16 protein-coding genes and 1 pseudogene are annotated in these 24,283 nt (G+C 64.1%); 6 read left to right on the forward strand and 11 right to left on the reverse strand.

Features of this window, described 5'->3' with window-relative positions:
* Nucleotides 1-108: 108 nt before the first annotated feature.
* From ABGT79_RS01690 to ABGT79_RS01725, 8 genes and pseudogenes are all read right to left on the reverse strand, one after another.
* Entirely contained in the window at nt 109-1,047 is a 939-nt protein-coding gene (locus ABGT79_RS01690) for a bifunctional methionine sulfoxide reductase B/A protein (protein ID WP_346664721.1), read from the reverse strand.
* A gap of 1,107 nt (nt 1,048-2,154) precedes the next feature.
* Nucleotides 2,155-6,735, reverse strand: a complete 4,581-nt coding sequence (locus ABGT79_RS01695) for an EAL domain-containing protein (protein ID WP_346664722.1) — start codon at nt 6,733-6,735, stop codon at nt 2,155-2,157.
* A gap of 1,134 nt (nt 6,736-7,869) precedes the next feature.
* Nucleotides 7,870-8,559: a hypothetical protein gene (locus ABGT79_RS01700; RefSeq protein ID WP_346664723.1), complete on the reverse strand. Its 690-nt coding sequence runs from the start codon at nt 8,557-8,559 to the stop codon at nt 7,870-7,872.
* Between the two features lie 2 nt (nt 8,560-8,561).
* Complete coding sequence (locus ABGT79_RS01705; protein ID WP_294488148.1) at nt 8,562-9,056, reverse strand: LPS translocon maturation chaperone LptM; 495 nt, start codon at nt 9,054-9,056, stop codon at nt 8,562-8,564.
* A 589-nt stretch (nt 9,057-9,645) separates the two neighbouring features.
* A pseudogene (mutS, locus tag ABGT79_RS01710) lies at nt 9,646-12,375 on the reverse strand (DNA mismatch repair protein MutS); the annotation flags it as partial.
* A gap of 1,186 nt (nt 12,376-13,561) precedes the next feature.
* Nucleotides 13,562-13,996: a lipopolysaccharide assembly protein LapA domain-containing protein gene (locus tag ABGT79_RS01715; RefSeq protein WP_294488324.1), complete on the reverse strand. Its 435-nt coding sequence runs from the start codon at nt 13,994-13,996 to the stop codon at nt 13,562-13,564.
* A gap of 39 nt (nt 13,997-14,035) precedes the next feature.
* Nucleotides 14,036-14,536 carry an HIT domain-containing protein gene (locus tag ABGT79_RS01720; RefSeq protein ID WP_294488327.1) on the reverse strand — a complete coding sequence of 167 codons (501 nt, stop codon included), beginning with the start codon at nt 14,534-14,536 and terminating at the stop codon, nt 14,036-14,038.
* An 807-nt stretch (nt 14,537-15,343) separates the two neighbouring features.
* Nucleotides 15,344-15,982: an outer membrane beta-barrel protein gene (locus tag ABGT79_RS01725; protein WP_346664724.1), complete on the reverse strand. Its 639-nt coding sequence runs from the start codon at nt 15,980-15,982 to the stop codon at nt 15,344-15,346.
* Here ABGT79_RS01725 and ABGT79_RS01730 point away from each other — a divergent pair.
* The gene (locus ABGT79_RS01730) at nt 15,981-16,172 is read left to right on the forward strand and encodes a hypothetical protein (protein ID WP_346664725.1); all 192 of its coding nucleotides are present in this window, start codon (nt 15,981-15,983) and stop codon (nt 16,170-16,172) included. The two genes, ABGT79_RS01725 and ABGT79_RS01730, sit on opposite strands and share 2 nt — an antisense overlap.
* A 215-nt stretch (nt 16,173-16,387) precedes the next feature.
* On the opposite strand, the gene ABGT79_RS01735 is transcribed toward ABGT79_RS01730, so the two are convergent.
* On the reverse strand, nt 16,388-16,918 hold the full coding sequence (locus ABGT79_RS01735) for a hypothetical protein (protein WP_346664726.1): 531 nt from the start codon (nt 16,916-16,918) through the stop codon (nt 16,388-16,390).
* A gap of 335 nt (nt 16,919-17,253) precedes the next feature.
* On the opposite strand from ABGT79_RS01735, the gene ABGT79_RS01740 reads away from it, so the two are divergent.
* Entirely contained in the window at nt 17,254-17,424 is a 171-nt protein-coding gene (locus ABGT79_RS01740; RefSeq protein ID WP_346664727.1) for a hypothetical protein, read from the forward strand.
* 802 nt (nt 17,425-18,226) lie between these two features.
* Here ABGT79_RS01740 and ABGT79_RS01745 read toward each other — a convergent pair.
* Both ABGT79_RS01745 and ABGT79_RS01750 read right to left on the reverse strand, forming a co-directional pair.
* Nucleotides 18,227-18,787, reverse strand: a complete 561-nt coding sequence (locus ABGT79_RS01745; RefSeq protein ID WP_346664728.1) for a hypothetical protein — start codon at nt 18,785-18,787, stop codon at nt 18,227-18,229.
* A gap of 35 nt (nt 18,788-18,822) precedes the next feature.
* Nucleotides 18,823-19,605 carry a hypothetical protein gene (locus ABGT79_RS01750; RefSeq protein WP_346664729.1) on the reverse strand — a complete coding sequence of 261 codons (783 nt, stop codon included), beginning with the start codon at nt 19,603-19,605 and terminating at the stop codon, nt 18,823-18,825.
* 82 nt (nt 19,606-19,687) lie between these two features.
* Here ABGT79_RS01750 and ABGT79_RS01755 point away from each other — a divergent pair, with 82 nt between their 5' ends.
* From ABGT79_RS01755 to ABGT79_RS01770, 4 genes are all read left to right on the forward strand, one after another.
* Nucleotides 19,688-20,074, forward strand: coding sequence for a hypothetical protein (locus ABGT79_RS01755; RefSeq protein WP_346664730.1), 387 nt, complete (start codon nt 19,688-19,690; stop codon nt 20,072-20,074).
* Nucleotides 20,071-20,808, forward strand: coding sequence for a S24 family peptidase (locus ABGT79_RS01760; RefSeq protein ID WP_346664731.1), 738 nt, complete (start codon nt 20,071-20,073; stop codon nt 20,806-20,808). Before ABGT79_RS01755 ends, ABGT79_RS01760 begins: the two co-directional genes overlap by 4 nt.
* A gap of 1,110 nt (nt 20,809-21,918) precedes the next feature.
* The gene (locus ABGT79_RS01765) at nt 21,919-22,758 is read left to right on the forward strand and encodes a hypothetical protein (RefSeq protein WP_346664732.1); all 840 of its coding nucleotides are present in this window, start codon (nt 21,919-21,921) and stop codon (nt 22,756-22,758) included.
* A gap of 51 nt (nt 22,759-22,809) precedes the next feature.
* Nucleotides 22,810-24,060 carry a hypothetical protein gene (locus ABGT79_RS01770; protein ID WP_346664733.1) on the forward strand — a complete coding sequence of 417 codons (1,251 nt, stop codon included), beginning with the start codon at nt 22,810-22,812 and terminating at the stop codon, nt 24,058-24,060.
* Nucleotides 24,061-24,283: the final 223 nt, after the last annotated feature.

The raw sequence follows: 24,283 nt of genomic DNA on the forward strand, positions 1-24,283 counted from the left end.
CGGGCGGCGCAGCCGCACGGCAGAAACAGGGGGGTGCGGGGGGAATTATTTCCCCCGCATGCCTTTTCTGCCTTTCCTGCCTTTTCTGCCTTTCCTCTCTTCCTGGCTTTACTTTGCGGGGCGGTCGAAGCGGGGGACGGGGAGGTGGCAGCCGCCGCGGCCGGTGCGTCTGGTGAAGTCCTGATGCCAGGCTTCGGCCTCGTAGAAGGGGCCGGCGGGTTCGAGTTGGGTGACGACGTCGTAGCCGAGGCGGCGCAGTTCATCGATGAGTTTCTGTGCGGTCTGCTTCTGGTTTTCATCCAGCCAGAACACGGCGGAGCGGTACTGACTGCCCACGTCCGGGCCCTGGCGGTTGAGCTGGGTGGGATCGTGAATTTCAAAGAAGCGGCGCACGATGGCTTCATAGCTGATTTTGGCGGGATCGAAGCGCACGAGCACGGCTTCGGCGTGGCCGGTATCGCCGCGGCAGACATCCTCATAGGACGGCCGGTCGGTATGCCCGCCCGTGTAGCCGGATCGCACGTCCACCACGCCCGGCAGCTTGCTCATGGCGTCTTCCACGCCCCAGAAACAGCCGCCCGCAAGCACCGCCACGCTGGTTCCGCGAACCTGCGTGTACAGCGCAAGCCCCAGCTTCTCCTTCTCGCTGCCCGCAGGCGCAAAGCTCATCGACAACGAATTCACGCAGTAACGCGTATTCTTTTCCGTCAGACGCTCGCCTTCAAACACGTGTCCCAGATGCGCCCCGCAATGATTGCACACGATCTCCACGCGGCGACCGTCGGCATCGGGCAGACGACGCACGATGTCGGGCAGCGCGTCGTCAAAGGCGGGCCAGCCGCAGCCGGAATCAAACTTGTCCGACGAACGATACAGCGCTACGCCGCACTGACGGCACAAATACGTTCCCGCCGCCGTGTTCTTTTCATATTCACCGGACCACGGCGCTTCCGTGGCCTTGCGGAGAATCACATCCGCTCCCCTGGGCGTGAGAGGCGGCACGGCGGCATCGCCGCGCGCCACAATACGAAATCCGCTCTCTGTCATGGCAACCGGCTCCCGTAAGGGGTCAAAAGTTGGACGAGTAAACTTCGCCGCCGCGTCACTCGCAAAAAAAAAACAGCAGCAGCACAAGGAAAAAGGCGCGTCGCGTTCTGACCTTGTCGTACATGGCACCCTCCTTATTAAGAATCTTTACTGATAAGTAGTCGTACCACGGTAAAAAAGCAAGTGCTTTCTCCTCCACATGTTCAAAAACTCATGCAGAGAAGAAATCAAAGATTTCCACAGTCCTCCTGCACCGGAATCATAAGGAAACTGCAATCCGCATGCGGCGTTGCGCCGTTCTGCGTGCCTGCTTGTCTCCACCACGACGTAGCAAGCGCCACTGCCAAACGTGTACCGCTCTCCCCCCCCACGCGCGTTGCTGAGGCGGGGGCGTCGGAATTCCCCCGGCAAGCCCTGCACCGCGCTTCACTGCGGGAGAGGCGTCGGGACTTTGCTTGCGCGTATCTCCCGCCTGACCGAAAGCTCGGGGAAATGTCGAAAGCCGCCGCGCCCGCTCTCGCCTCGATTTTCACCCTGCCCTGCCTCGCCCTCGCCGACCTCGCATCAGCGTTCCTGACCGATCCTTTTATTTTCGCGCCTGCCCTCGCCTGCGCCTCAGTTCTGGCAGCCGCTTTCCGATAAAAAAAGGCAGCTCGTTGCAGAACTGCCTTATCGCTCACTCATGAGGGGAAAGCCACCAAAAGAATACTAAGCGCCCCGTAATGATGGGTTACCATCCCTCCGGGCAGGTCTATGAGAACGTAACCTTTAGAAACGTCATTAGAAAATAATTGAAGGAACAGGTCATAACCCCTCTGCTGGTCAGGTCTATTAAAACGGGGTTCATCATGAAAAAGAGTAAAGAAATCATGATTCGTCATCATCCCTTTGCAAGGCTGTTCTCTTAGAACCAGGCAGGACCATAACTATTGTGTATCGCACAAGGGCGAGGCACAAACCCTCTGGTCTGGTCTGCGACATGAGAAAAAATGGAACGATACGAGGCTGTGTTATTCTCCGCCTCTCTTCTCCTTTGCTCTCGCCTTTTCCATCCTTTTCCCCCTTTGCTCCGTGCTCAGCGCGTCGGAACCGTTGTCGCTTCTGCCGTCATGGGGTCACGCCTTCCTGCCCCGGCTGGGGGCGCAGGTATCTGCGTTCAAAATCCGCCGCCGACATGGGGCGACCGTAGTAGAAGCCCTGTCCGATCACGCAGCCTTCCGCAAGCAGGGCGTCGATCTGCGCCTGCGTCTCCACGCCTTCGGCAACGCAGGTCATGTTGCGCACCGCGCACAGCCGCACGATGTCGCCCACGAGGGCGCGTCCCACGGCGTTGTGCGACAGGCCGCTGATGAGACTTCTGTCGAGCTTCACGGTATCGAAGGCCACGTTGGCGAACACCGAAAGATTGGCGTAACGCGTGCCGAAGTCGTCGAGACCGAAGCGCACCCCGAACGGACGAAACCCCGCCATGGCGCGTTCGAGCGTGCGGTTTTCCAGATCGCCGGCGTTTTCGGAAACCTCGATTTCGAGCAGGTTCGGCGAAATATGCGGATACCGGCTGAACAGCGCCAGCACCGAACCCGGCGCCGAGGCGCTCAGCATGGTGGCGCGCGAAAAGTTCACGGAAAGCGGCAGCACCTTCCAGCCGCGCACGCGCCAGTTTTCCATGGTGGAGAGCGCCAGATTGAGCACGTGCAGATCCACCTCGCGGATGACGCCCGTGCGTTCCAGGGATTCCATGAACAGGGCGGGCGCAATGACGCGGCCCGAACCGTCGAGGCCGCGCACCAAGACTTCCGCGCCCACGAGATCGCCGGTGCGCATGTTCACCTTGGGCTGAAGGTAGATGGTAAAGCTCTCCAGTCCGGCCGTGCCCGCCACGGCGGGCCCCCGCACGCCGTGCGCGGACTGCCCCTTTCCGTCGGCCGCAGGCTCCAGCTGATTGCAGAGCATGATGGTGCGCGCCTCCTTGACCAGCTTGTCGCCGGAAAAAAGACCTTCCGACCAGGAATAGCCGAAGCGCAGCTGGCCCGGATATCGCCGCTGCAGCAGGGACTGCGCTCTCAGCACCCGCGCGAGGAAAACGTTCTGGGTGCTGTTGGCGCACAGGGCCACGAATTCGTCGCTGCGGGTGCGGAACAGCAGTTCGCGACCGAACACGGCGCTCAGCGTTTCGGCAACGTACAGGATGCGCCACGAATTCCGTTGTCCCACGCGCCGCCGCGGCTGGGACGCCCCGGGAATATCCAGAATGAACGCCCCCAGAGAACTATAGGCGTCGGACGTGAGCAGACACACCTTGTCCATGTAGGCGCGCAGATTCTGCAATCCGGTGAGCGCGTCGCGCATGCCGGAATCCCGCCCCTGACCGGACACGCGCAGCGACCGTTCCAGATACGGCATGAGCACGGCGAACAGACCGTCGCCTTCCATGCGGGCCCGCGGATTCTCCACGCAGAGCAGACCGTCGGGCTCGCCGTCTTCCGGCGCGAGGGGGAACACGGCATAGCTCCAGCGGTCGCCCCTGCTGCGCATGTGCAGGGGCGCGTTCTCGCGCAGGGCGCGCCAGCACATGGGAATCTTGTCGAGAGGCACGTCGGAAAACTGCTTCTTCAGACTGCGGCGGCCGTCGTTCACCCATTCGTGGGTGGCGCGCACGCTGCGGCCGTCGTCGACGAGGGCGAGGGTATAGACTCTGTCCGCCTGATAGTATTCTCCCAGATTCCGCAGCACCTCCGCCATGACGACGTCCGGGGACTCGTCGAGCAGCAGGGCTTCCAGACAGGCTATGGCCGTATTCTTGCCATTGTCGGAGAGGCGGCGCGCCGGTTCGACGTTACGCACGTCCTCCTTCGGAAACACGGACTGCGCCGGGCGGGCGGCGACGTCGCTCTCAACGGCGGAAACCGCGTGGTCGGCATGGTCGGTATGGTCGGCCGAGGCAGCCGCCGACGCAGCCGCAGCGGAAACCAGGGCCGCCATGCCGGGAAGCGGAGCGCCGAGGGCCGCGTTGCCCACGGCCGGAGCGGATGCCGTCGCGCCGGGGAACGACGCGCCGAGAGGCGAAGTTCCGGAGGCTCCGGGAATCGATGTTCCGTGGGCGGCAGCGGCCGCAGGGGCCGAGGTTCCGGAAGCCGAAGCAGACGCGAGAGCCGGTGATCCGAGGGCGCCGTGGGACACGGCGGCAAAAGTTCCGGGAGCAGCATGGGGCGCAGGAGCCGAAGTTCCCGCCCCCGCAGGGAGCGTTGCATCGGAAGTTCCGGGGGCCGCCGCGCCCGCGGATGCCGACGCCGCATCCGGCGCAGACTCCTCTGCCGGAACGGAAGCCGGAACCTCACCGCCGGACGCCGCATCCCGCACGACCGACGCCGAAGCCGCGGATTCCGCGCCCAGCGGCAGCCCGTCCGACCGCTCGGGCTGGAACGGCGACAGATCGTCAATGAACACAATCACGTCCGAAGGCTCGTTTTCCCATTCGCCGCACATCTGCTCGGCTCGCCGCACCAGCGCCTCGTAGTCCGTTCCGCAAAGATCGGCGCAGGCCACCGCCGCCACAAAACGCGGAATCATGGCCATGCCGCAGTCAAACAGCGCCTGACGCACAAAGGCAAATGCTTCGTCCATGCGCTGCCGCGTCACCACCCGCGGCGCGGCGTCGGAACGAAACACCGTAAACGCGTCCTCGCCGTGCTCGCCCATCACGCAGTCGGAACCGAGCAGCAACGAAAACGCCATGAAAATAAATCGACGACGGCGCGCCGCTTCCGGCCCGGACAGACCAAGCACCCGCACAAACGCCAGCAGATGCAGCGGAAAGCCCCCGGTCTCCAGCACGTTTTCCGCCAGCCTGCGGGCCATGTCGCGCCCGTAGATGCCGTGCACCGGCAAATCGCTTGAGCTGCGCACCAGCGACGCTTCCCGCGCATGCCGCCGTTCCGTGTCCTGCAGAAAGCCGAAGGCCTGCACGTCCCCGGAAAGCGGATTCTGCGCCAGATGCGCCGTGTACGACAGCCAGCGCACCATGCCGCCCTCGTCCACGCGACGATATTCCCGCGTCACCCACTCCGAGCCGTGCGCAAACGCCTCCAGCAGCGCATCCCGACCGAACACCGACAGAAATTCATCCCTGTCCTCCCGCCGAAACAGCCGCTTCTTCTCCCACTTCAGGAGCTCCATGCAGCTCACGCCGCGCAAATGCTGCGTAAACGTCCGCCCTTCCGACCAGAGCGCCTCCACACGGTCACGCGTCAGATCAAGCCGCAGATAGCAGAACAGATTCGGACGCAGCGCCTCCCACAGCCGCTCCCGGCCGGATATCCCTCCGCCCGAAAGCACGCCCCCGGAAAGCGGTTCCGCAATGCCTATCACCTTGAGCGGCCGCCGATCCCCGTCGGGCAGCACCCGATAGTACACCGAAAACCACCCGTATCGACGACTCATCTTGTGCCGCAGAATGAACGCTCCGCCGCCCGCAGGACGTCCGCCCAGCATGTCGCGCGCAAAAGCCCGGAACCGGGAAACGGAATCCGGATGCACCCACCTGCGCTCAATCAGGCCTTCCGGAAAATTCTCCACCCGCATGGACGACGCGTTCACTCGACGCCGACTGTTGAACAGCACAAATCGACGCGACGACACGTCCAGTTCCCAGAGCACGCGCGAACCGCGATCAAGCGCCAGCTTCAAAAGCTCGCTCTCTTCCTGAAGCGCGTCCTCGCGCTTGCGCGCTCCTGAAACATCCCGCACCAGCGCCAGCATCGACACCCTGCCGCCGGACGCCGGCATGCGCGTCACCCGCGCCCGACACCAGCGCCATACCCCGTTGCGCAGAAAACGATGCTCGTATTCCACCCCGCGGCCGCTCGCCATGCTCTCGCGCAAAAGCCGCTCGTATTCGGGCACGTCGTCGGGATGAATCCCGGAAAACGACGAAAGATCACACGGCAGCGCCACGCTTCCCGGCTCCGCGCCCAGCATGCCCAAAAGCGCAGGACTCGCATACACCACGCTGATGTTCTCCTGCACTTCCAGCAGCGCCACGCCTTCTTCCATGTGCTCAAGCAGCGCCTGAAGCTGAACAGGCGCATACGGCAGCACTTCCGTCTCGTGCTCGCCTTCTTCCGACTCCTCCCCGCTGCTGATGTGATACCTGTTGCGCCCCTCCGCCTTGGCCTCGTACAACGCCGCATCCGCACGCTCGTACAGCTTCTCAAACGCCCGCGTCTCCCCGGACGCTATGTACACCCCAACGCTCGAACTCACATGCAGCGTCGGATTCACGCCTATCGAAAACTGCAGCGCCTCACATATGCTCCGCGCCTTCTCCCGCGCACTCTCCTCCGTAATCGGACCCGAAATCAGCGCAAAAAACTCGTCCCCGCCAAGACGCCCCACAATGTCCGTCGCCCGAAAACACCCCGACAGCGCCTTCGCCGCCAGACGGATGACCTGATCCCCGGCCTGATGCCCCAGCGTGTCGTTCACCTGCTTGAAATTGTCCAGATCAACAATGAACAACGCACACATGTCCCCAGGCTGCATGTGCCGCAAACACTGCTCAATGTAGTCCGTCGCCGTCTCACGATTCAAAAGCCCGGACAATACATCCCGCGAGGCGCGCTCCGCCAGTATCTTCAACTCGCGCCAGTATTGAAGATCTGATAAATGAAATCCGCTGCCTATCGTCATATCCGCAACGTCCCTGCCTTAAAAACTCCAAACCTGAGCTTTTCCACTATCCACCCCCCTTCCCCCACTGTCAAGAATCAGAAAAATCAATCGCCTCAAATCGCTCAGTAGAAGGGGGCAGACCGGAAATTGAATGGAAGGGGGACAAGATTTTTAAAAGGCAACGCCGTGCAACATCATGGGCGGCAGCCGACATTCCGCGCCGCTCTTTGTCCGGCAAACGTCACCCCGGCATAAGCGCTGAATCGAAAAAAAAAGAGAGGAAGACGCCCCACTCTCGGAACACTTTCTATATATCTGACGAACGCCCCGGCGTCCTACACATCCCGTTTGCGCAAGACACACTATACGGACTGCGGGACTTGTACGACGGGCATTGCGTTTAACGGCGGGAGTGAATCCCGCCTGCTTATGCCCGTCGGCCGGGCTCCTGACGTCGCCCGGGGCCCCAGAGCGTTGAGAAAAAGCCTTCCGACAGGCATTCTCCCCGCCCCGGCGACTGAACCGAAAATCAATTCCGCCACGCCGTGCCGATTACTTCTCCAACAAAAATCTGGAAATTTCTTCCTTACTCACATTGACTCCGGGCACGCCGGAATCAATGTCGGCCACCGCAGGGGGGGGCGCGGCAGCGCACACCTGCACTGAGACCGCAGACCGAACAGCGTTCGCCAAGCACTCCGCCCGCTGCGGACATGACCTTTTTGCCCGACCGCAGCCATAGGCAACGCGCTTTGCCTGCACGCTCCTGTCCTGCTGAAGCAGCTTTAGCTGCGAAGCAGAATCAGGGGGGCGCGGGGGGAATTATTTCTGACCTCGCAGGAATAGTTCTGCCACAACATCCCGTTGACGCAAGACACACTGTACGGCCTGCGGAACTTGTACGACGGGCATTGCGTTTAACGGCGGGAGTGAATCCCGCCTGCTTATGCCCGTCGGCCGGGCTCCTGACGTCGCCCGGGGCCCCAGAGCGTTGAAAAAACGCCTTCTGCCTTCACTCTCCCCTCGCCCTTTGCTTCGGACATAATCTTCCCGTTCACCCTGTCCTGCTGAAGCAGCTTTAGCTGCGAAGCAGAATCAGGGGGGCGCGGGGGGAATTATTTCCCCCGCATGCCTTTCCTGCATTTTCTGCCTTTAGAAAGCGGTGAGGGCGTAGAGGAAGAGGTCGAGGACGGAGGTATAGCGGGAGAAGCCCTGGGGGATTTGGAACATGGACTGGGCGGCCTGTTCCGCGACGATATTGGTGAGCCAGGCGGCGCCGCCGTGGGTAGCGTCGGTTTCTTCGGCTCTGACGTGCATGGGGAAGGGGGAGAAGGCCTCGTTTTCCCAGACTTCGACGGTGAAGCGTCTGGTGGAGCCCATGAAGCCGGCCTCGAAGACGTTGCGTGTTTTTCTGACGGAGTAGCCCTGCCAGTTATCCTTTCCTATGGGGGTAACTTCCTTTTCCTGGAGGCTGATCATGCCCATGCTCTGGGGCATGACGGCGGCCGCGGCGCTTTTGACGAGGCTGCGCCAATCGCGGGGGTCTCCGGAGACGGGAATTTCGACGTAGGCCTTGAGGCGCTGGGAGAGCACGCGGAGCATGTGATTGCGGCTGTCGATGAGGAGCGTGAAGGCTCCGGCCTTGCCGAGGTCGAGGTCGAGTCTGGAGTAGTGGCCGGAGGACATGGCGGCTCCGCAGGCATGCACGGATTTGCCGTCGATGCGGTACTGGACGTCGGAACGGAAGTCGGCGTAGGCGGCGGCCCAGGCGGAAGGAGCGCAGATTCCGAGGCACAGGCACAGGGCGCACAAAAGGCGCGCCGCACGTTGAAGAGCAGGCATGATTATTCTCCGAGGGCGGGCATGGACATGTCGATGCCGGAATAGCCGTCCATGAACACCGTCTGCATGGGGCTCACCACGTCGGGCAGGCCCGAGTAAAGATTGTGACCGATGAGACGCCACCGATAAGCGCTGCCGGAAAACACGGGGCGATACACGAAGCTGAACGACGAGCCGCTGTTGCTTTCCCAGGCGTCGCGGGAATCGACGCGGTACTGATCCTGCGGCAGGAAGGGGCAGCCTTCGCACAGTTCGCCGTCCACGGCCTGCATTTCCAGCACCATGTATTCCAGGTTCTGAGCTGCGCCCGACACCGTGCCCTGAAACGTGATGGTGCCGTCCGCCGCGGCCTCGGCGCTGAGCGAGGCAAAGGAAAATTCATCGCGGGAGTAGTCGGGCACAGGATCGCCCTTGCGGCCGCATCCGGCGACGACGAGCGCCGCGCACAGCGCAATCAGCGCAAACCAGGCTCCTGAAAACACGAAACGACGTTTCATAGCAATCCTTGATGACATGCCCAAAGGCATGCCGCTTGTGCCGCATCCTTGCCGGGGAGGCGGTCGTTTTTCTGTCTGCGCCGAAAAGAGGCGCGGAACTTGTTGTCCTGTCGGCTCCGAACCTTCCGGCAGGAGCGCTTCTGCCCCGGAACTTCGGCGCGGAGCATGGTTTCGTTTCTGCCGCCTGCCCGGCGCGGAAGCCTTGCTGATCCGGGCCTCTCCGGCGGAGAACATGTTTCTGCCCCCACCGGAGGCCGAACGTCCTGCCGCATCGGAGCTTCGACGCTGAGCCCTTTCTGCTCCGAATTCCCGGGCGCGAATCCCGGGCGCGGAACGCTTTCCGCCTCGGGACTCTCCGGAGGGGAACGCCCTCCGCGTCAGGACAGCCCGGACGCGGCGCGCTTCTGCTCCGAATTCCCGGAGATCAGCGTCAGGCCGGAGCCCCGGACGCCTTCTTTCGTCCGCGGCGGCGGGGAGCCTCGGCGGCGCCGGAAGCCTTGACTGTCTGCGCTTCGCTGGTCTGCGCCTCGCCTGTCTGCGGGGCGTTTTCCTTCGCGGCATCGGCCGAAGCTGCGGAGTCAGGCGCGGCGGCCTTGTCCTTTGCGGGCGCGCCCCAGAGCATTTTCCAGTCGGAGAGCAGGCGCAGCGCGTCGAGAGGCGTCATGGCGTCGGGATTCACGCTGCGCAGCGCCTCCAGAAGCGGATGTTCGGGCGCGGGCTGCGCCGGAACGGCTTCACGGGCCGGAGACGGTTCCTGCATCGGGGCGGGCTTCACGGTTTTACCCTTTGCCGGAACAATGTCCAGTCCCGGGAGCACGGCGGCTTCCAGCTTCGCCACCCGCGCCTTGCCCCGCGCTGCCTCAAGCTGCGCCAGAATCTCCCTCGCGCGCTGCACCACGGAAGCCGGAACGCCCGCAAGACGCGCCACTTCAATGCCGTAGCTGCGATCGGCCGGGCCGGGAATGAGACGGCGCAAGAACACGATGTCGCCGTTCCATTCGCGCACGGCAATGTTCATGTTGCACACGCCGGGCAGCGCTCCCGCCAGCGACGTGAGTTCATGATAGTGCGTGGCAAAGAGCGTGCGGATGCTCCCCCCTGCCCGCCGCGCGAGTTCCTCCACCACGGCCCAGGCCAGCGCCAGACCGTCGAAGGTGCTCGTGCCGCGTCCGATTTCGTCGAGAATGACCAGACTGCGCTTGTCCGCCTGACGCAGAATGCGCGCGGTCTCCATCATTTCCACCATGAACGTGCTCTGCCCCTGCGCCAGGTTGTCCGACGCGCCCACGCGCGAGAAAATGCGGTCCACCAGGCCGATGCGCGCCTGCGCCGCAGGCACGAACGAGCCCATCTGCGCCATGATCGCAATGATGGCCGTCTGACGCAGCACCGTGGACTTGCCCGCCATGTTCGGCCCCGTGATGAGCACCAGATGCCGACTCGCGTCCATGGAAAGATCGTTGGGAATGAACGACGCCCGCCCCGTGACGGCTTCCACCACCGGATGCCGCCCCTGACGAATGACGATTTCCTGACTTTCGTCGAGTTCGGGTCTTGTCCAGCCGTTGCGCTCCGCGCCTTCGGCGAGCGACTGCCAGTAGTCGAGCCAGGAGAGACGCGCGGCCATGCCCACGAGTCTGGGGCGGGAGGCCGCCACCTTTTCGCGCAGCTTCTGATAGAGCGCGTATTCCAGACTCTTGCGCCGTTCGGCGGCGGTGAGCATTTTTTCCTCAAGTTCGCGCAGGGCGGGCGTGGTGAAGCGCTCGCTGTTGGCAAGGCTCTGCCGGCGCTGAAAATAATCGGGAATCTCGGCCTGCTGCGCGCGCGAAAGCTCGAAGTAGTAGCCGAACACGTGATTGTAGCCCAGCTTGAGCTTGGGCATGTTGTTCTTTTCCTGCTCTTCGCGCAGAAGATCCTGAAGACGTCCTTCGCCGTGCTCCACAAGATCGAGCAGTTCGTCGAGGGCGGGATCGTAGCCCTGACGGAACAGGCCGCCTTCGGTGATCTGTGGCGGCAGATCGTCGCGCAGGGCCTTGGTGAGCAGATCGGTGATGTCTTCGAGCATGTCCCATTTCTTCAGCAGGCGCTGAAGCGCCGCGGGCAGGAGCACGCCGCGGCGGTCGTCGTCGGTGGAGAGTCCCTGTTCAGGGAGCGCCAGCGCCGCACGCACCGCAGGCAGGCAGCTCAAACTCTCGCGCAGAGCCGCAAGATCGCGCGGCTGGCAGCGGTTGAGCGAAATGCGCGTGGACAGCCGTTCGATGTCGTACACGTTTTCGAGCGCGTCGCGCAGGGCGCGGCGCACGTCGGCGCGCTTCCAGAAGAATTCCACCACGTCCTGCGTCTCGGCAATGGGTTCCAGCCGACGCCAGGGGCAGCGCATGCGTTCTTCGAGCAGACGGCCGCCCATGGGGGTGCGGGTGTTGTCCATGACGGCCCAGAGCGTGCCTGCGCCGCGTTTGCCGTCCATGCGGCAGAAGAGTTCGAGATTGCGTTCGGTAATTTCGTCGAGAATGAGATAGCGGCCCTTGTCCAGCGGACGGAACGGCGCAAGCTGCGCCGGATCGCGTTTCTGCATCTGCTCAAGATAGGCCACGAGCGCGCCGCAGGCCTGCATGAGTTCGGGACTTTTTTCCAGACCGAGGGCGGCTTCTTCCTGCACGTGCTGGGCGGCGAGCACGCGTTCGCGCGCGCCTTCGAGCTCGAAGTGACTGCGCACCGGAACCCGCACCACCTGCATGCCGGGCAGGGAGTTCAGCGAAAGGGGAATGTCGCCCTTGTCGGGCATGAGCAGCTCGCGCGGAGCCATTTTGAGGGCCCACTGCTTGAGCTCCTCCTCGCGCGAGGACTGAATGCCGGTCCATGCGCCGGTGGACACGTCGAGCCAGGCAAAGCCGCCCGCCCCGCGCGAGGCGTTCCAGAACAGCGCGCCGAGATAGGTGTGGGCCTTGGCTTCGAGGTTGGCGTCTTCGAGGGCGGTGCCGCTGGTCATGACGCGGGTGACCGCCCGCTTGACCAGTCCGCGCGCCTGCCTGGGATCTTCCATCTGATCGCAGAGGGCGATTTTGTAGCCCTTGCGCACAAGCACGCTGATGTAGTTTTCCGCCGCGTGCCAGGGCACGCCGCACATGGGCACGCCGCCCTCGTCGCGACTGCGGCTCGTAAGGGCGAGTTGAAGTTCGCGCGAGGCTATTTCGGCGTCTTCAAAGAAAAGTTCGTAGAAGTCGCCCATGCGGTAAAAAAGCAGCGTATCGGGATAATCCTTTTTGATTTCCAGATATTGCCGATACATGGGCGTAAGTTTCGGTGCAGTGTCGCTCATGGTGCTCTCGACGAAGGCCCGGCGCGTGTCAGTGGGGGCGCGGGCCGGGAATGCGCGCCGATCTGCGCTCCGACCGCGGATGCGGGGAGCGGTTCCGGAACGTGGGCCGGGAAGGCCTGGCCGGGGGCCTGTCCCAAAGGAACCCGGGAGCGGCCGACGCCGGAAGCGCGGGCCGGGGCTCAGGCCGGAGGGGCGGCCCGAGAGGCCGACGCCCGGAAATTCGGTCCCGAAGGACGTTTTGCCGAGTCCGAAGCTCCGAGGCGCTGTCGCGCGGGGGTCTGCCGCGAGTCGGACGCGGGCCGAGGACACACGCCGGAGGCTCGGGCCGGGAGCTGCCCCGAAGGCCGGAGGAACGCCGACGCCCGGAAATGTGCTTCGGCGCGCAGGGCTCCGCGTCAGGGCCACCCGGGGGGCGACCGGGGAACAGAGTCTCAAGGCGCGACTCCGGGGCCTGCCTGCGGGCGGGCCGGGGACAATTGCCGCAGGACTCGGCGACCGGCGCTGCGGCTCCGGGAATGCCGACGCGCGGGGCCTGCCCTGTTCCGAGGGAACCGGGAATACACGCCCGAGAGGGGCGGAATGCCGACGCCGGGAACGCCGGCGGGACTCAGGCCGGAGCAGCCGACTCCGGGGGCTCACGGCCAAGGCATCCCCCCAGGGAAACCCGGGAGACCGCCCGAGGGCGATCCAGGCTCGGCCCGGGAAGCGGGACGCACGCCCGGGGGGAAACATCAACGCCGAAAAGCTCGGGCAAACGCCCGAAGCTCCGAAGCTCTGCCCCCTTGAGGGCCTGCCTTTGCCGCGGGACCGGACGGGGCGCACGCCCGAAGATTTGCTTCGGCGCGCGGGCCTCCGAATTCAGAGCCTGCCGAGGGGCGACCGGGGGCAGGGTTTCAAGGCTCTGACGACCGGAGCCACCGCGTTGATTCAGGTTCCCGAAACGCCTCTCCGAGACGCCGAGGCCGGGGCAGCAGACCAGAAGAACCGCAGCCCGAGGGCGGCCCGGAAGAAGTCCAAACCGCTCCCAAAACACCGGAGCAGCATTCCCTGCCCCGGGACTTTCCGAAAGCGAAACACCCTGCCCTGAATCCGCGGCCGCGTCAAGCCGTCCGCCGTCAGGCGTCCGCAAGAAGCGCAGGGAAAAAAAGCGCACGAAACAATCCTGTTCCGTGCGCCTGCCTGACTGTTATTCAGCCGCGTTCTGCGCAGCTTCGGCCCGGGCTTCCGCTTCCTTGGCGCGGGCTTCGGCGTCCTTCAGATTCGCCGCCGCTTCCTTCAGCTTCGCTTCCGCTTCCTGAAGAGAGGCTTCCAGCTTCTGCTTTTCCGCCGTCATCTTGTCAAGACGCTTCTGAAGCGACGTCGCACGACGACGCGCCGCAGACGCGCGACCCGAAAGAGCCAGCCTGTCCCAGATCAGCATGAGCAGCACCACCGCCGCGCCCAGCGCAAAGCTGATGAGCAGCAGCGCATAACGCGGAATCGGCGCCGTGGTGATCGCCGGCGCAAACATCGGATCCACCTTCAGCGAAACCGCGTCGGAGAACAACGGCTGGTTCTGCACAAAGAGCATCATGACCACGAAGAACAGCAAAACCAGCAGAAAAACTTTGATATAGCGCATGACGTCTCCTTATCGCAGCAGCACACGCGGAAAAAAGGTTCAGGCAGATTGCCCCGCCAGCCTGGCAAATACCGGCGCCATGCGTCGACGGGTTTCCACAAGAGCTTCAGGGATGACCCGCACATCGTCAAGCACAGCCATGAAGTTCGAGTCGCCGCTCCAGCGGGGAACTACATGCATGTGCATGTGCATGCCTATGCCCGCTCCCGCGGCTTCCCCAAGATTCAACCCCACGTTGATGCCCTGAGGATGACTCAGCTCCCGCAACACGCGACAGCTCAGCTGCGTCACCGCCATCAGATCGGCAGCTTCCTCCGCAGAAAGCTCCGTGATGTCGCTGACATGACGATACGGTATCACCATCAGATGACCCGAGGCGTACGGATAACGGTTCAGCATCACAAATACATGACCGCTCCGATACACGATAAGCCGTTCTTCATCCAGCGCCGGATCCTCCGGCGCGCAAAGCACACACCCATCATGACACTTCGGCCCGAGAATATACTGCATTCTCCAGGGAGCCCACAGATTTTTCATAAAGGTCATCTCCTTTTGACACACTAGCACAGCACTACCGCACGGGCAAGTGCCCCCACTCAATCATGCCCGACGGAATGCAAAAAAAAAATCGTTCCAGAACCCCCGTACTAAAACATAACACCGTCAACAGGCAACCCCCTCCCCCCTCCAATAAAGACAGAAAGGCAGAAAAGGCAGGAAAGACAGGAAAGGCATGCGGGGGAAATAATTCCCCCCGCCCCCCCTGTTTCCGCCGACGGCTTCGCCCTCGGCGGGGCGCTGGCGGTAAGGCAGGGCGCGTTGCCGAAGATGACGGAAGTGCGGAAAGGCTGGAACTGCGAGGCTCGGGCGCGCCTGGCGGGCGCTGTTCGGGCTGCGGACGCAGTGCAGGTGTGTCCTTACGGACCCACCTGCGGCGGTCGATTCCTGTCCGGCCTGCGCCGGGCAGTCGTGAGCAAGAAAGGATTGCAGGATGTTGAGGGGAGAAAAGAAAAGTCCGGGCAAAAAGCGTCGTCACGACTTGCTGAGGGACGTGACGGGGCGTCGTTGATGGCCGGCCCTGTTTAGACTGTTCCGCCTCTCGACTGCGCCTTCCTGAAAAACAAAAAACCGCTTTCCGCAAAACGGCGGCAAAGCGGTCAGAAAGCGAAGATGGAAGGGCTGGGCGACGAATGCGCCTCGACTTGAGTCTCCGGGCTTTTCTCTCCCCTGCCCGTCGGCCCCCAAAACAAAAGTTTTAGGAAAGGGGATGGGGGCGCGGGGGAAGGGGGAAAGCCCTTTTTCAAAAGGGGTTCCCCCTTCCCCCGCAAATCTCTCCCCCTCTCTTTAGAACGTAATTCTCAGGCCGAGGGAGAACTGGTGCATGCTGAGGGATTCGGCGCGGAGGCTGTAGCCGTTGTAGCCGGTTTCGCTGTCGCCGCTGAAGAGGTAGCGGTAGCCGAGGTCGGCGGAGATATTGGGGGTAAAGAAGTAGGAGCAGCCGAGGCCGACCTGCGCGGCGAGCTTGATGTCGGTATCGGAGGAGCCGAAGTGCTGGCCGTTGATATCGGCGCTGCCGCGGGTATTGGCGAAGAGGAGGCCGACGCCTGCGCCCACGTAGGGGGTGAAGTCCATGATGTTGGTGATGTCCCAGTAGCCGTTGACCATGAGGGTCTGGAGTCTGGATTCAGCCTCGCCGAAAGGAACGCTCTTATCGATGCGGCTGTTGTAGCCGTATTCGATTTCGGCGCGCAGGGGAGCGCCGTAGAGCACGCTGAAGTCGTAGCCGCCGGCGATGGAGAATCCGGCGATGCCGCGGGTGCTGTCCTTGGAGCCGGAGCCGCCGGGCGCGGTCACGTTCCAGTCGGTGCTCTGGAAGCCTGCAACAAACTTGGGAACGACGTAGATGCCGGAATCTGCGGCCCTGGCTGCGCAGGGCAGAGCCATCAGCAGCGCGAGGACGGCGGCAAGACAAAACTTCTTCATGAGTATTCTCCTTGTCATGAGCAAGACGGGCGCGCCCGCCGAAAAAAGAGCGTATATTTCTCTGGATAGAGAACCGCGCCGGTTAAGTCAACAACACAAGGGATTGCCGAGGTTTTCGGGGCTTTTCGGGGAAAGTGGCGGCGGCCTTTTCCGGGAATGCGGCAAGGCCGGGGAAAGGCCGATGCGCTGACATGGGCGGATCGCGCCGTGGCGGTGAACAATATCATCGGAAGGAGCCGACGCGCGGCATGGGAGAAGGGTTGACCGCCCGGGAGATGGGGAAAACATCCCGGGGCGATGCGGGATTTGAGGCAGGATCGGCATGGGCGCGGGAGGTCGGCAGGCGTCGGGAACGGACGGGAGGTCGGCAGGCGTCCGCCGGAAGCCTGAGGGGCGGCCCGGGCGTCAGGAAGGCGGGTCGGTCACGGCGCATTCCAGGGCGTCCACGCGGCCGAGCCAGCCGCGGAGCTGTCCGCCGAGATCGGGATTGCGGCGGACGAGTTCGCAGTAGCGTCCCCGACGCAGGTGACAGATGGCGGCGGCGGTGTGCGCGTCGTTGCAGTGCCGGAAGGCGGAGCGCAGGCGTTCGTTCCAGGCGAAGCGGGGCGGGAAGCCCAGGGCCTGCCGGGCGGCGGCCGCGGCGTATTCCGGGCCCATGCCCACGGCGGTGTCGTAGAGCACCATGGCGCAGCGCGGAGGCACGTCGTCGAGGCGCAGCAGGCTGCCGAAGGCGCGGCGCACTTCTCCCGCGGATCGCGACGCCGAACGCGGATCAATGCGCACGCCGAAGCGGCCTTCGTGCCCGCTCACGGCGATGCCGCGTTCGCCGAGCAAAAGGAAGCTGCGCCCCTTTCCGGCAAAACCGGGGCCGCCCGCGGAACCCGTTTCCCAGCGGGACGTAAAACGATGCGCCTTTCTGAAAGATTTGTCCGTCATGTTGAACTCCTTTCACTGTGCTGGTCGACGCCGCGGCCCGGACTCAGCGTATTTCCGGCGGCCGCGGCCCGGACGCCGAGCGGGCTTTGACGCTTCTGCCTGACGAGCGCCCCGGCGTCTGTCATGTTTCTTTTGCACAGGACACGCTGTCTCGGCCTGCCCGGTCTGCAGGACGGAGACTGCCGCCCTGCGGACGCTTTCCTTCGCGGCCCTGACGCGGCGAGGCGCGGCGTCTTGACCCGAAAAGGCGTTGCGTTTACCGTGAATCGACTTTCATTCCGGCAGCCTTTCGTCTGCGCTCCCGGAACGACAACCGCAATCAAGGCAGGAGAATTATGCGAGCCGTTCAGCGCATTCTTGCAGCGGTCGTGCTGGCCGCTCTGGCTTTTTCGGCCGGATGTTCGTGGATCGGAGAAACCGCCGGTCGCGCCAAGGCCGGGGTGGAAAACGCCATCAGCGACACGAAGTCCGGATATCACAGGGGCTACGCCGAAGGAAAAAGCTGATCTTCCGCAGAACGCGTTGCGCGAGGCTCCGCGCGCGGAGCCGGATCGGAACAGCCGACAGCCTCTGCGCCCGCCGCCCCGCTTGCGGAAGCGACGTTCTGGCGAAGGCTCCCGGACGCGTTCCGACAGGCCGTGCGCGGCGCGCTTCCGGAGGCTTTCGGACGCGCAGTCGCGTACCTTCCTGCCGCCGCTCCCGGGCGCGACGCCGAACCGCGCGCCCGAACGCTGAAAAGTTGCGCCACGTTCAGCGATTCCGCACCGACGGGCAGCGCGTCGAGCAGAGCGTTGGCCCACACGTCTTCTGCTTCCGAGGCGTCGGCGGGGCCGCGCGCCCACGGATCCTCCATCGGACGCAGATGCTCTCTGGCGTCCCGAAGCTCGGCGCGCAGCGCCCGACGCGTTGCATTCTGCCCCTGACGCCGACAACGTTCGCTGCAAAACAGACGCCGCGCATTCGTCGATTCAAACCAGTTTCCGCATTCCTCAAACGCACACTTTTTCAACATTCCTTTCTCCTTTTGATGACAGGGATCGACGCCCCTGTTTGCCGACGCCATCCGAACCGGCCGCCGCGCTCCAAGGATTCCGAGGCTCCACCATCCCCAGGTCCCGGGGGTTTCCAAGTTCCCTCCGGCATTCCTACGGATTTTCACGCTCCGACGTTCTCGACGGCCTCTGGACACGCTTCGCCGTCGCTCTTCTCTCACGCGTCGAACATCCTTTCGCCCGCGTTCACGCCTCAGCTTCTCCGCCCTTCAAAAATCCCCTAGGCTCCCGGGACTTCCGGGGCAGGCATCTGAACTCACGTTTCCCTCTTCCCCGGCGTCGCCTTCTTTTTTCCGCCGTCCAGCCTGCGGCGCAAAAGCGACGTCGTGAGCCGCACCGGACCGCGATCCAGTCCGGCCACGGCTTCCGCTCCCAGCGACAACACGTCCTCCCTGCCCGCCGCCTCCCGCCACGCCGACAGAAATTCCCGCCGCTTCCAGGAAAGATCCTCTTCCTTCCAGCGGCACACCCGCTCCCATCCCCCGAGCTGCCGCACCACGAATTCCGTCGTCGGATGCAGTTTCGGCGTCCGCCAGAATCCGCACGAACGCACTTCTTCCAGCAGTCTGCCCCATTCCGCTTCCGCCTGAAGCGCAAGGTTCCTCTCCCCGCGCACCGTGCCCGTCCGGGCGTCGAGCTCCCGCTGAATCAGCGCAAACGGCGGCAGACTCCCAAACCGCACCGATTCAAAGCCGCAGCCCCGCACCACCGACAACACCGCGCTTCGACAATCCTCCACGCTGTACGCCGACATCAGCACCAGCCACAACGTTGCAGTATCCTCATCAAGCTCCGCGCTGTAATTCGAGGCAAGCATCCGTATCAACCGCATTTTTTCTTCCGCATCCCTGTTCACGCGCGCCCCTCCCGAAACGTCGCCGCTCCTTCAAACCGTTCCAGCGCCCGCCGCGCCGCTTCCTCGTTCCGCATCTCGCGCCCCTGCGTCCGCGACGCGCTGCGCATTCCCCGCTTCGCCTCCCATGCTCGCACCGCCGCCCGCCAGTCCCGCATCGGCGAGCCGCCCGCCTTCCAGCCCCGCGACGCGTAAAACTCCACAAATCCCCTGGCCGAAATTCCGTTGTTCCGCGACTCGCAGTACGCGCGCACCTCCTCTTCCGTCGGCGGACGACACCCCCCTTCCCCGGGAGGTCTTTTTTCCTGTTCCTCTTCCTCTTTAATCGACCCTCCGCTCAGGGTGTCCGCACGGTCGGACACGGTATCCGCACCCTCCCCGGGCCCGACATCCGCCGCGCCCGGCCCGAACAGTTCCGGATACCGTTCCCGAACCGCCCGGCGGATGCGCGACGACGACAAACGCTTCCACAAGCCCCGCAGCGACTGCACCAGCCGCGGCGACGTCGAGGCCTGATGCTTCACAAAATTCACCAGCCAGAGCAGCGTGCCGTCCTTCACCAGCTTGCCCGCGCGCTCCGCCTCGGCAATCAGCGCGTCCACAGATTCCGGCGACAGTCCCGTTTCGTAGGCCATGCGCCGCGTGGATACTTCCAGCACGCCGAGACTGTTCGTGTGCGGACACGTGATGAGGTACAAATACAAAAGTCGCCCTTCCGGGCCGAGTTCCTCCACGTAAGGGTCGTTCCAGAAGCTCATGCGCAAGGTTCTGTATTCCGCCATGTTTCCGACTCCTTGATCCGGGCGCTTCCCGTCCGGAACGATAATGCGGCCGATGTCGCCGCCCCGTTCGACAGCCGCAGCGATGGCGAAAGGTTCCGCCGCTGCCCCTCACGCCGACGCCCCCGGAGCGGCACGTCAGGTCCCGCAGCGTCCGGACTTCGCGGCGACGGCGTCCGTTGTTGAAGCTGACGCGGCTCCCCCGCCCCCTTTCGGAGACGAAGAAAACGCTTCCGCCATCGGCGCTTCCGCAGCGTTCAAGTTCCGCGGCCATCGCATGCAGGCCGCCACCGAAGACGCGCTGCGCAGAGTCGCCGTGCCGCGGCCGGTCGCAAGGCTCCGCAGCCCTTCTGATGCCGAAATTTCAGCCACGCTTCTGTTTTATCTACAAATGCAGACAAATGTAAAGCATAAAGTTTTACAAAAGCAGATTTTGCAAAAGCAAAAAAAAACAGGTATGCTGTCGGCATGAAACTCGTCGAGTCCGCTCTCAGCATTCTGGAAGAGGCGGTTGCCCGCGACTTCAACGGCAACCTGCGTGAAGCCGCGCGCTTTTTCGACATCTCCTATCAGACCATGTACGCATGGCTCAAGTCGAAAACCCGCGTGCCCTCTCTCCGTTCCATGGAGCCCGCCCTCGAAAAGCTCGGCGTGTCGTTCACTTCCCCGGAACGTGAAGCCGGTCGCCCCGTCTGCTTCGTGGACGCCGAAATCGTTCCCGCCGGAAAGAACATCCACCCCCCGGACGCCCAGGACTACTGGGCCGCCCCCCTCGTGGGCGAAGTCGGCGCAGGCCCCGGCTACATTCCGCAGGAAAAGGTCGAAAGCTGGTTCCTCGTGTACAAGTATCAGCCCGCCGTCATGCGCCGCCGCAACCTCCTCGCCGTCCAGATCGGCCCCAATTCCACATCCATGGAGCCCGTGCTCCATCCCGGCGACATCGTGCTCGTCGACAGGGACGACAGAAACGTCCTCACCCCCGGCCGCATGATGCTCGTCCTCGATCCCCAGGACGGCTCCGGCATGATTAAACGCGTCGCCGTCGAAGACAAGCACAACGGCGATTACCAGATCACCTACTATTCCGACAACGCCGCCGACAACCCTCCCCGCGTCCTCAGCCTCATGGACGACTTCGACGGCGACTGGCAAAAATCCATCGTCGGCCGCGTCATCTGGTCCTGGTCCGACGTCAGCCAGAAATAACAACGACGGGGCTGGTGTTTGCTATGCGGGGCTCCGCCCCGCGCCCCGCCGGGGGAAATAATTTCCCCCGAGCCCCCTTGATTTGTCCGTAGCGGATGCCGAAAGACCGGCGGGAAAAGGCCGCCGCGTCCCCCGACGCCACGCTCGCTTCTGAACAGCGCGGGGCCGGTTCGGCTTCGCGGGATGGGTTTGGTATGCGGGGCTCCGCCCCACGCCCCGCCGGGGGAAATAATTTCCCCCGAGCCCCCTTGATTTGTCCGTAGCAGATGCTGAAAGACCGGCGGGAAAAGGCCGCCGGGTCCCCGACGCCACGCTCGCTTCTGAACAGCGCGGGGCCGGTTCGGCTTCGCGGGATGGGTTTGGTATGCGGGGCTCCGCCCCACGCCCCGCCGGGGGAAATAATTTCCCCCGAACCCCCTTGATTTGTCCGTAGCGGATGCCGAAAGACCGGCGGGAAAAGGCCGTCGTGTTCGGCCTTCAACGCATCCGCCCTTCCCGGCTTCGCCCCTCCCTTCCTCCAACGCTCCGACATCGTCCGCCGCATCCCGTTCCGGCAAGCCTCTCCCCGCCCGCTCCATCGCCCGTCACCTTCAAGGTTACGTTCCCAACGGTTGCCCCTCCGCGCCTTCTGCGTTCCCCCAGTCCCCGTTTCTCGCGTTTCCCCTTTCTTCATCATACTCCTCCATGCCTCGCGCTCCCCGCATCCGCGGCACTCCCCGTCCCGCCTTTCCGCAGTCCCCCCCCTTCCGCCCCCCCGCCTCTTTCCTCCCGCCCCCTCTCACCCGAACGCCCGCATTCCCCGCTGCACTCGGCGTGCCTCTCTCCCGCCTCGCGCGCCTCCTGCGACACCCTCGCCCCGTCACATGCGATGCTCCCCGCTTCTTCCGCCGCTGCCCCATTGTTAGCGCCATCCTTCCAGTTTTCCCCACTGCTTCCCCTTTTGTTCCCGCTGTCGTTCACGCTCCGGCAGTTCTTTTCCTGCTGTATTTACAAATGCAGAATTTTTTATTGACTTGAAATCTGCATTTGTATAAATTCTCCACAGACACCGGAACAGGCACGCCTTCCGCTCGCCCTGTCCGTCGTCTTCAACCGTCAAGGAGGCTTCTCGTGACCGATTATCTTTCCGCATCCCAGCTCGTCATGTTCCAGCGCTGCGCCGAACAGTGGCGTCGCCGCTTTCTTGAGGAAGACTTCGCGCCCCCGGCGATTCCCGTCCTCGTCGGTCGCACCGTCCGCGAGGTCGCCCTCGCCGCCCTGCGCCGCAAACTCGATGCCGACGCCTTCCCATCCCCCGAAGAACTCGCCGATCTTGCCGCCGACGCCTTCAACCGTCGCGCAGCCGAAGGCGTGTACGTCGCGCCTGAGGAGCTTTCCTCCGTCCGCGCTTCCCTCACCGATGCCAAAAACGCCGCGCTCTCCCTCGTCGCCCTCTTCCGCGCCGAACTCGTTCCCCGGCTCGATCCCGTGCTCGCCGATGAACGCGCTCTGCTCGACCTCGGCCTCCCCATGCCCGTGACCGTGAATCTCCACTGCCTCAACCGCAACGGAGAGGCGCATCACATCGCCACCGCCGCCAAACGCTGGAATCCCGACCGCGCCCACGCTTCGCCCGATCCCGCGCTCCGCCGCGAAGCCCTCCGGCAGCGTTCGGGCGCCGCCCCCGCTTCCCTCATCTGCGACGTGCTCGTCAGCACCAGAACGCCTGCCCTCCAGCGCATCGAAACCTCCCGCGCTCCGGGCGACCTGCTCGCCGTGATCCGCGCGTTCCGATTCATGCTGAACGCCGTCGACGCCGGCATCTTTCCGCCCGCCCCGCCCGAAAGCTGGATCTGTTCCCCGCGCTGGTGTCCCTATTTCTACTCCTGTTCCCATGTGCCCGCCCGGCGCAAAATCCTGCCCGTCGGCGTGCATGGCGCGAGGGGCCGCCTGCTCTCCGTCGTTCCGTAGGCCGCCGGGCCTCGATCAAATCACTCGTCACCTCTTTCAAGGAGCTCAGCCATGACCACCTTTCACGATCTTTCCCACGTTTCCGATCTGCCCCGGCATCATCCGTATTCCGCGGCGCAGGCCCGCGCCGTGGCGGAATCCCGAAGCGCCCTGCTCGCCGCCTCTTCCCTGCCCCGCGATGAATGTCTGGTGCGGCATCGCCTGCTGACGCTGTGTTCGGATCCGGGCTTTGCCGTGTTCGCCCTGTGCTGCGACGCCCCCACCCTCACGCTCGTCGAAACCGCCGCCCGCCTCTGGGGCAACCTGACCTTCGGCCTGCGCGAGCGCTCCTGCGAGGAGCGCGTCTGCGAACTGGAGGCCTTTGCCTGCGATCTGGAAACCAACGTGCAGGCCGTGCGCCGTTTCCGCGCCCGCCGTGCGGACGGACAGGAAAACGCCTTTCTGCTGGCCGCGCTGCTCGACGTGCTGCCCGCTCCACTCATGGCCGAAGCGCTGGAGCGCTGCCGCGCGGCGCTCTCGGAACCGAGCGCCGCGCCCACCGACGACACCACGCCCGACCCTGTTGCCGAAAGCGAAACGCCCGCGCCGTGCGAAGCCGCGCCGACATCCGAAGCCCCCGACATCTGCCGCAGGGATGAAGAAGCGCCAGACGAAGCGCCGTCGCAAAAGCGCACTCCCCGCAAAGCGCCGATCAGGGAAACGGCAGGCGAAGCGAAGGTCGACGCCGCCCCCGCAGGTTCCGCCAAAAAATGCGGCAGACCCCGCCGCGCTGCGGCCAGCGCGAGCAGCGCCCAGCCCGGGGCTCCCAACGAAACCGCAGCACATTCCGGCGCTGCCGAAGCGGAAAAAGGGCACGAGCCTGCGGCGGAAAAAAAGGCTCGACGCCGCTCCACGCCGGAAAACGAAAAAAACGCCGCGGAGAAAAACGACAAGGCAGAGATCAGCGCCGCGACTGCGGCACTCAAAGAGGGGAACAGCGCGCAGACTGACGGGACGACGGATGCCGCCCCGGCGGCAGCGGAGACTTCCGGCGAAGGCGAACAGCAGGAGCCCGAAGAAAAGCCGCAGGAAGCAGCCCCTGCCGGAGACCGGGAGGAGAGGCCCGCTGACGTTGCCTCCGACTCCGCTGCCTGCGGGGAAGAGAAGCGCCCGGAAGTCGAGGCGACCGCCGCAGTGCCGACGCCGTCGCCCGTGCTGCGCTACCGTCCGGAACTCATCGGATGCCCGGAACGCGGCCGCGACGTGGACACGCTGGAGTGCCACGGCTGCCTCCGCCGCAACGACTGTCCGGCCTACGCGTAAGAACTGACCATCGCCGGGCGCGCCTGCGCCCGGCTTCCGTTGTGCGGACAGGCCGACCATGGTTTCGCCCAAGCGTTCCGGATGCGTTGCCCCCAGGGCATGAATATGGAAACGCGGGCCCCGGTCGGACCTCCGCCGGCGTCATCACCCCGGCATTCGCCCGGAAACATGTTGTGATGGCTTCCATGGCGGACGAAAAGCCCCCGGATGCGCCGCCGGCACA

The sequence above is a fragment of the uncultured Mailhella sp. genome (assembly GCF_963931295.1).
Classification (GTDB): Bacteria; Desulfobacterota; Desulfovibrionia; order Desulfovibrionales; family Desulfovibrionaceae; genus Mailhella.

What these genes read in the sequence shown, in the direction of transcription:
- ABGT79_RS01705 (WP_294488148.1), bottom strand. Translation starts at nt 9,056, where the DNA reads ATGAAACGTCGTTTCGTGTTTTCAGGAGCCTGGTTTGCGCTGATTGCG.
- ABGT79_RS01720 (WP_294488327.1), bottom strand. Translation starts at nt 14,536, where the DNA reads ATGAAAAATCTGTGGGCTCCCTGGAGAATGCAGTATATTCTCGGGCCG.
- ABGT79_RS01695 (WP_346664722.1), bottom strand. Translation starts at nt 6,735, where the DNA reads ATGACGATAGGCAGCGGATTTCATTTATCAGATCTTCAATACTGGCGC.
- ABGT79_RS01750 (WP_346664729.1), bottom strand. Translation starts at nt 19,605, where the DNA reads ATGGCGGAATACAGAACCTTGCGCATGAGCTTCTGGAACGACCCTTAC.
- ABGT79_RS01740 (WP_346664727.1), top strand. Translation starts at nt 17,254, where the DNA reads ATGCGAGCCGTTCAGCGCATTCTTGCAGCGGTCGTGCTGGCCGCTCTG.
- ABGT79_RS01690 (WP_346664721.1), bottom strand. Translation starts at nt 1,047, where the DNA reads ATGACAGAGAGCGGATTTCGTATTGTGGCGCGCGGCGATGCCGCCGTG.
- ABGT79_RS01735 (WP_346664726.1), bottom strand. Translation starts at nt 16,918, where the DNA reads ATGACGGACAAATCTTTCAGAAAGGCGCATCGTTTTACGTCCCGCTGG.
- ABGT79_RS01745 (WP_346664728.1), bottom strand. Translation starts at nt 18,787, where the DNA reads ATGCTTGCCTCGAATTACAGCGCGGAGCTTGATGAGGATACTGCAACG.
- ABGT79_RS01730 (WP_346664725.1), top strand. Translation starts at nt 15,981, where the DNA reads ATGAGTATTCTCCTTGTCATGAGCAAGACGGGCGCGCCCGCCGAAAAA.
- ABGT79_RS01700 (WP_346664723.1), bottom strand. Translation starts at nt 8,559, where the DNA reads ATGCCTGCTCTTCAACGTGCGGCGCGCCTTTTGTGCGCCCTGTGCCTG.
- ABGT79_RS01725 (WP_346664724.1), bottom strand. Translation starts at nt 15,982, where the DNA reads ATGAAGAAGTTTTGTCTTGCCGCCGTCCTCGCGCTGCTGATGGCTCTG.
- ABGT79_RS01760 (WP_346664731.1), top strand. Translation starts at nt 20,071, where the DNA reads ATGAAACTCGTCGAGTCCGCTCTCAGCATTCTGGAAGAGGCGGTTGCC.
- ABGT79_RS01755 (WP_346664730.1), top strand. Translation starts at nt 19,688, where the DNA reads ATGGCGAAAGGTTCCGCCGCTGCCCCTCACGCCGACGCCCCCGGAGCG.
- ABGT79_RS01715 (WP_294488324.1), bottom strand. Translation starts at nt 13,996, where the DNA reads ATGCGCTATATCAAAGTTTTTCTGCTGGTTTTGCTGTTCTTCGTGGTC.
- ABGT79_RS01770 (WP_346664733.1), top strand. Translation starts at nt 22,810, where the DNA reads ATGACCACCTTTCACGATCTTTCCCACGTTTCCGATCTGCCCCGGCAT.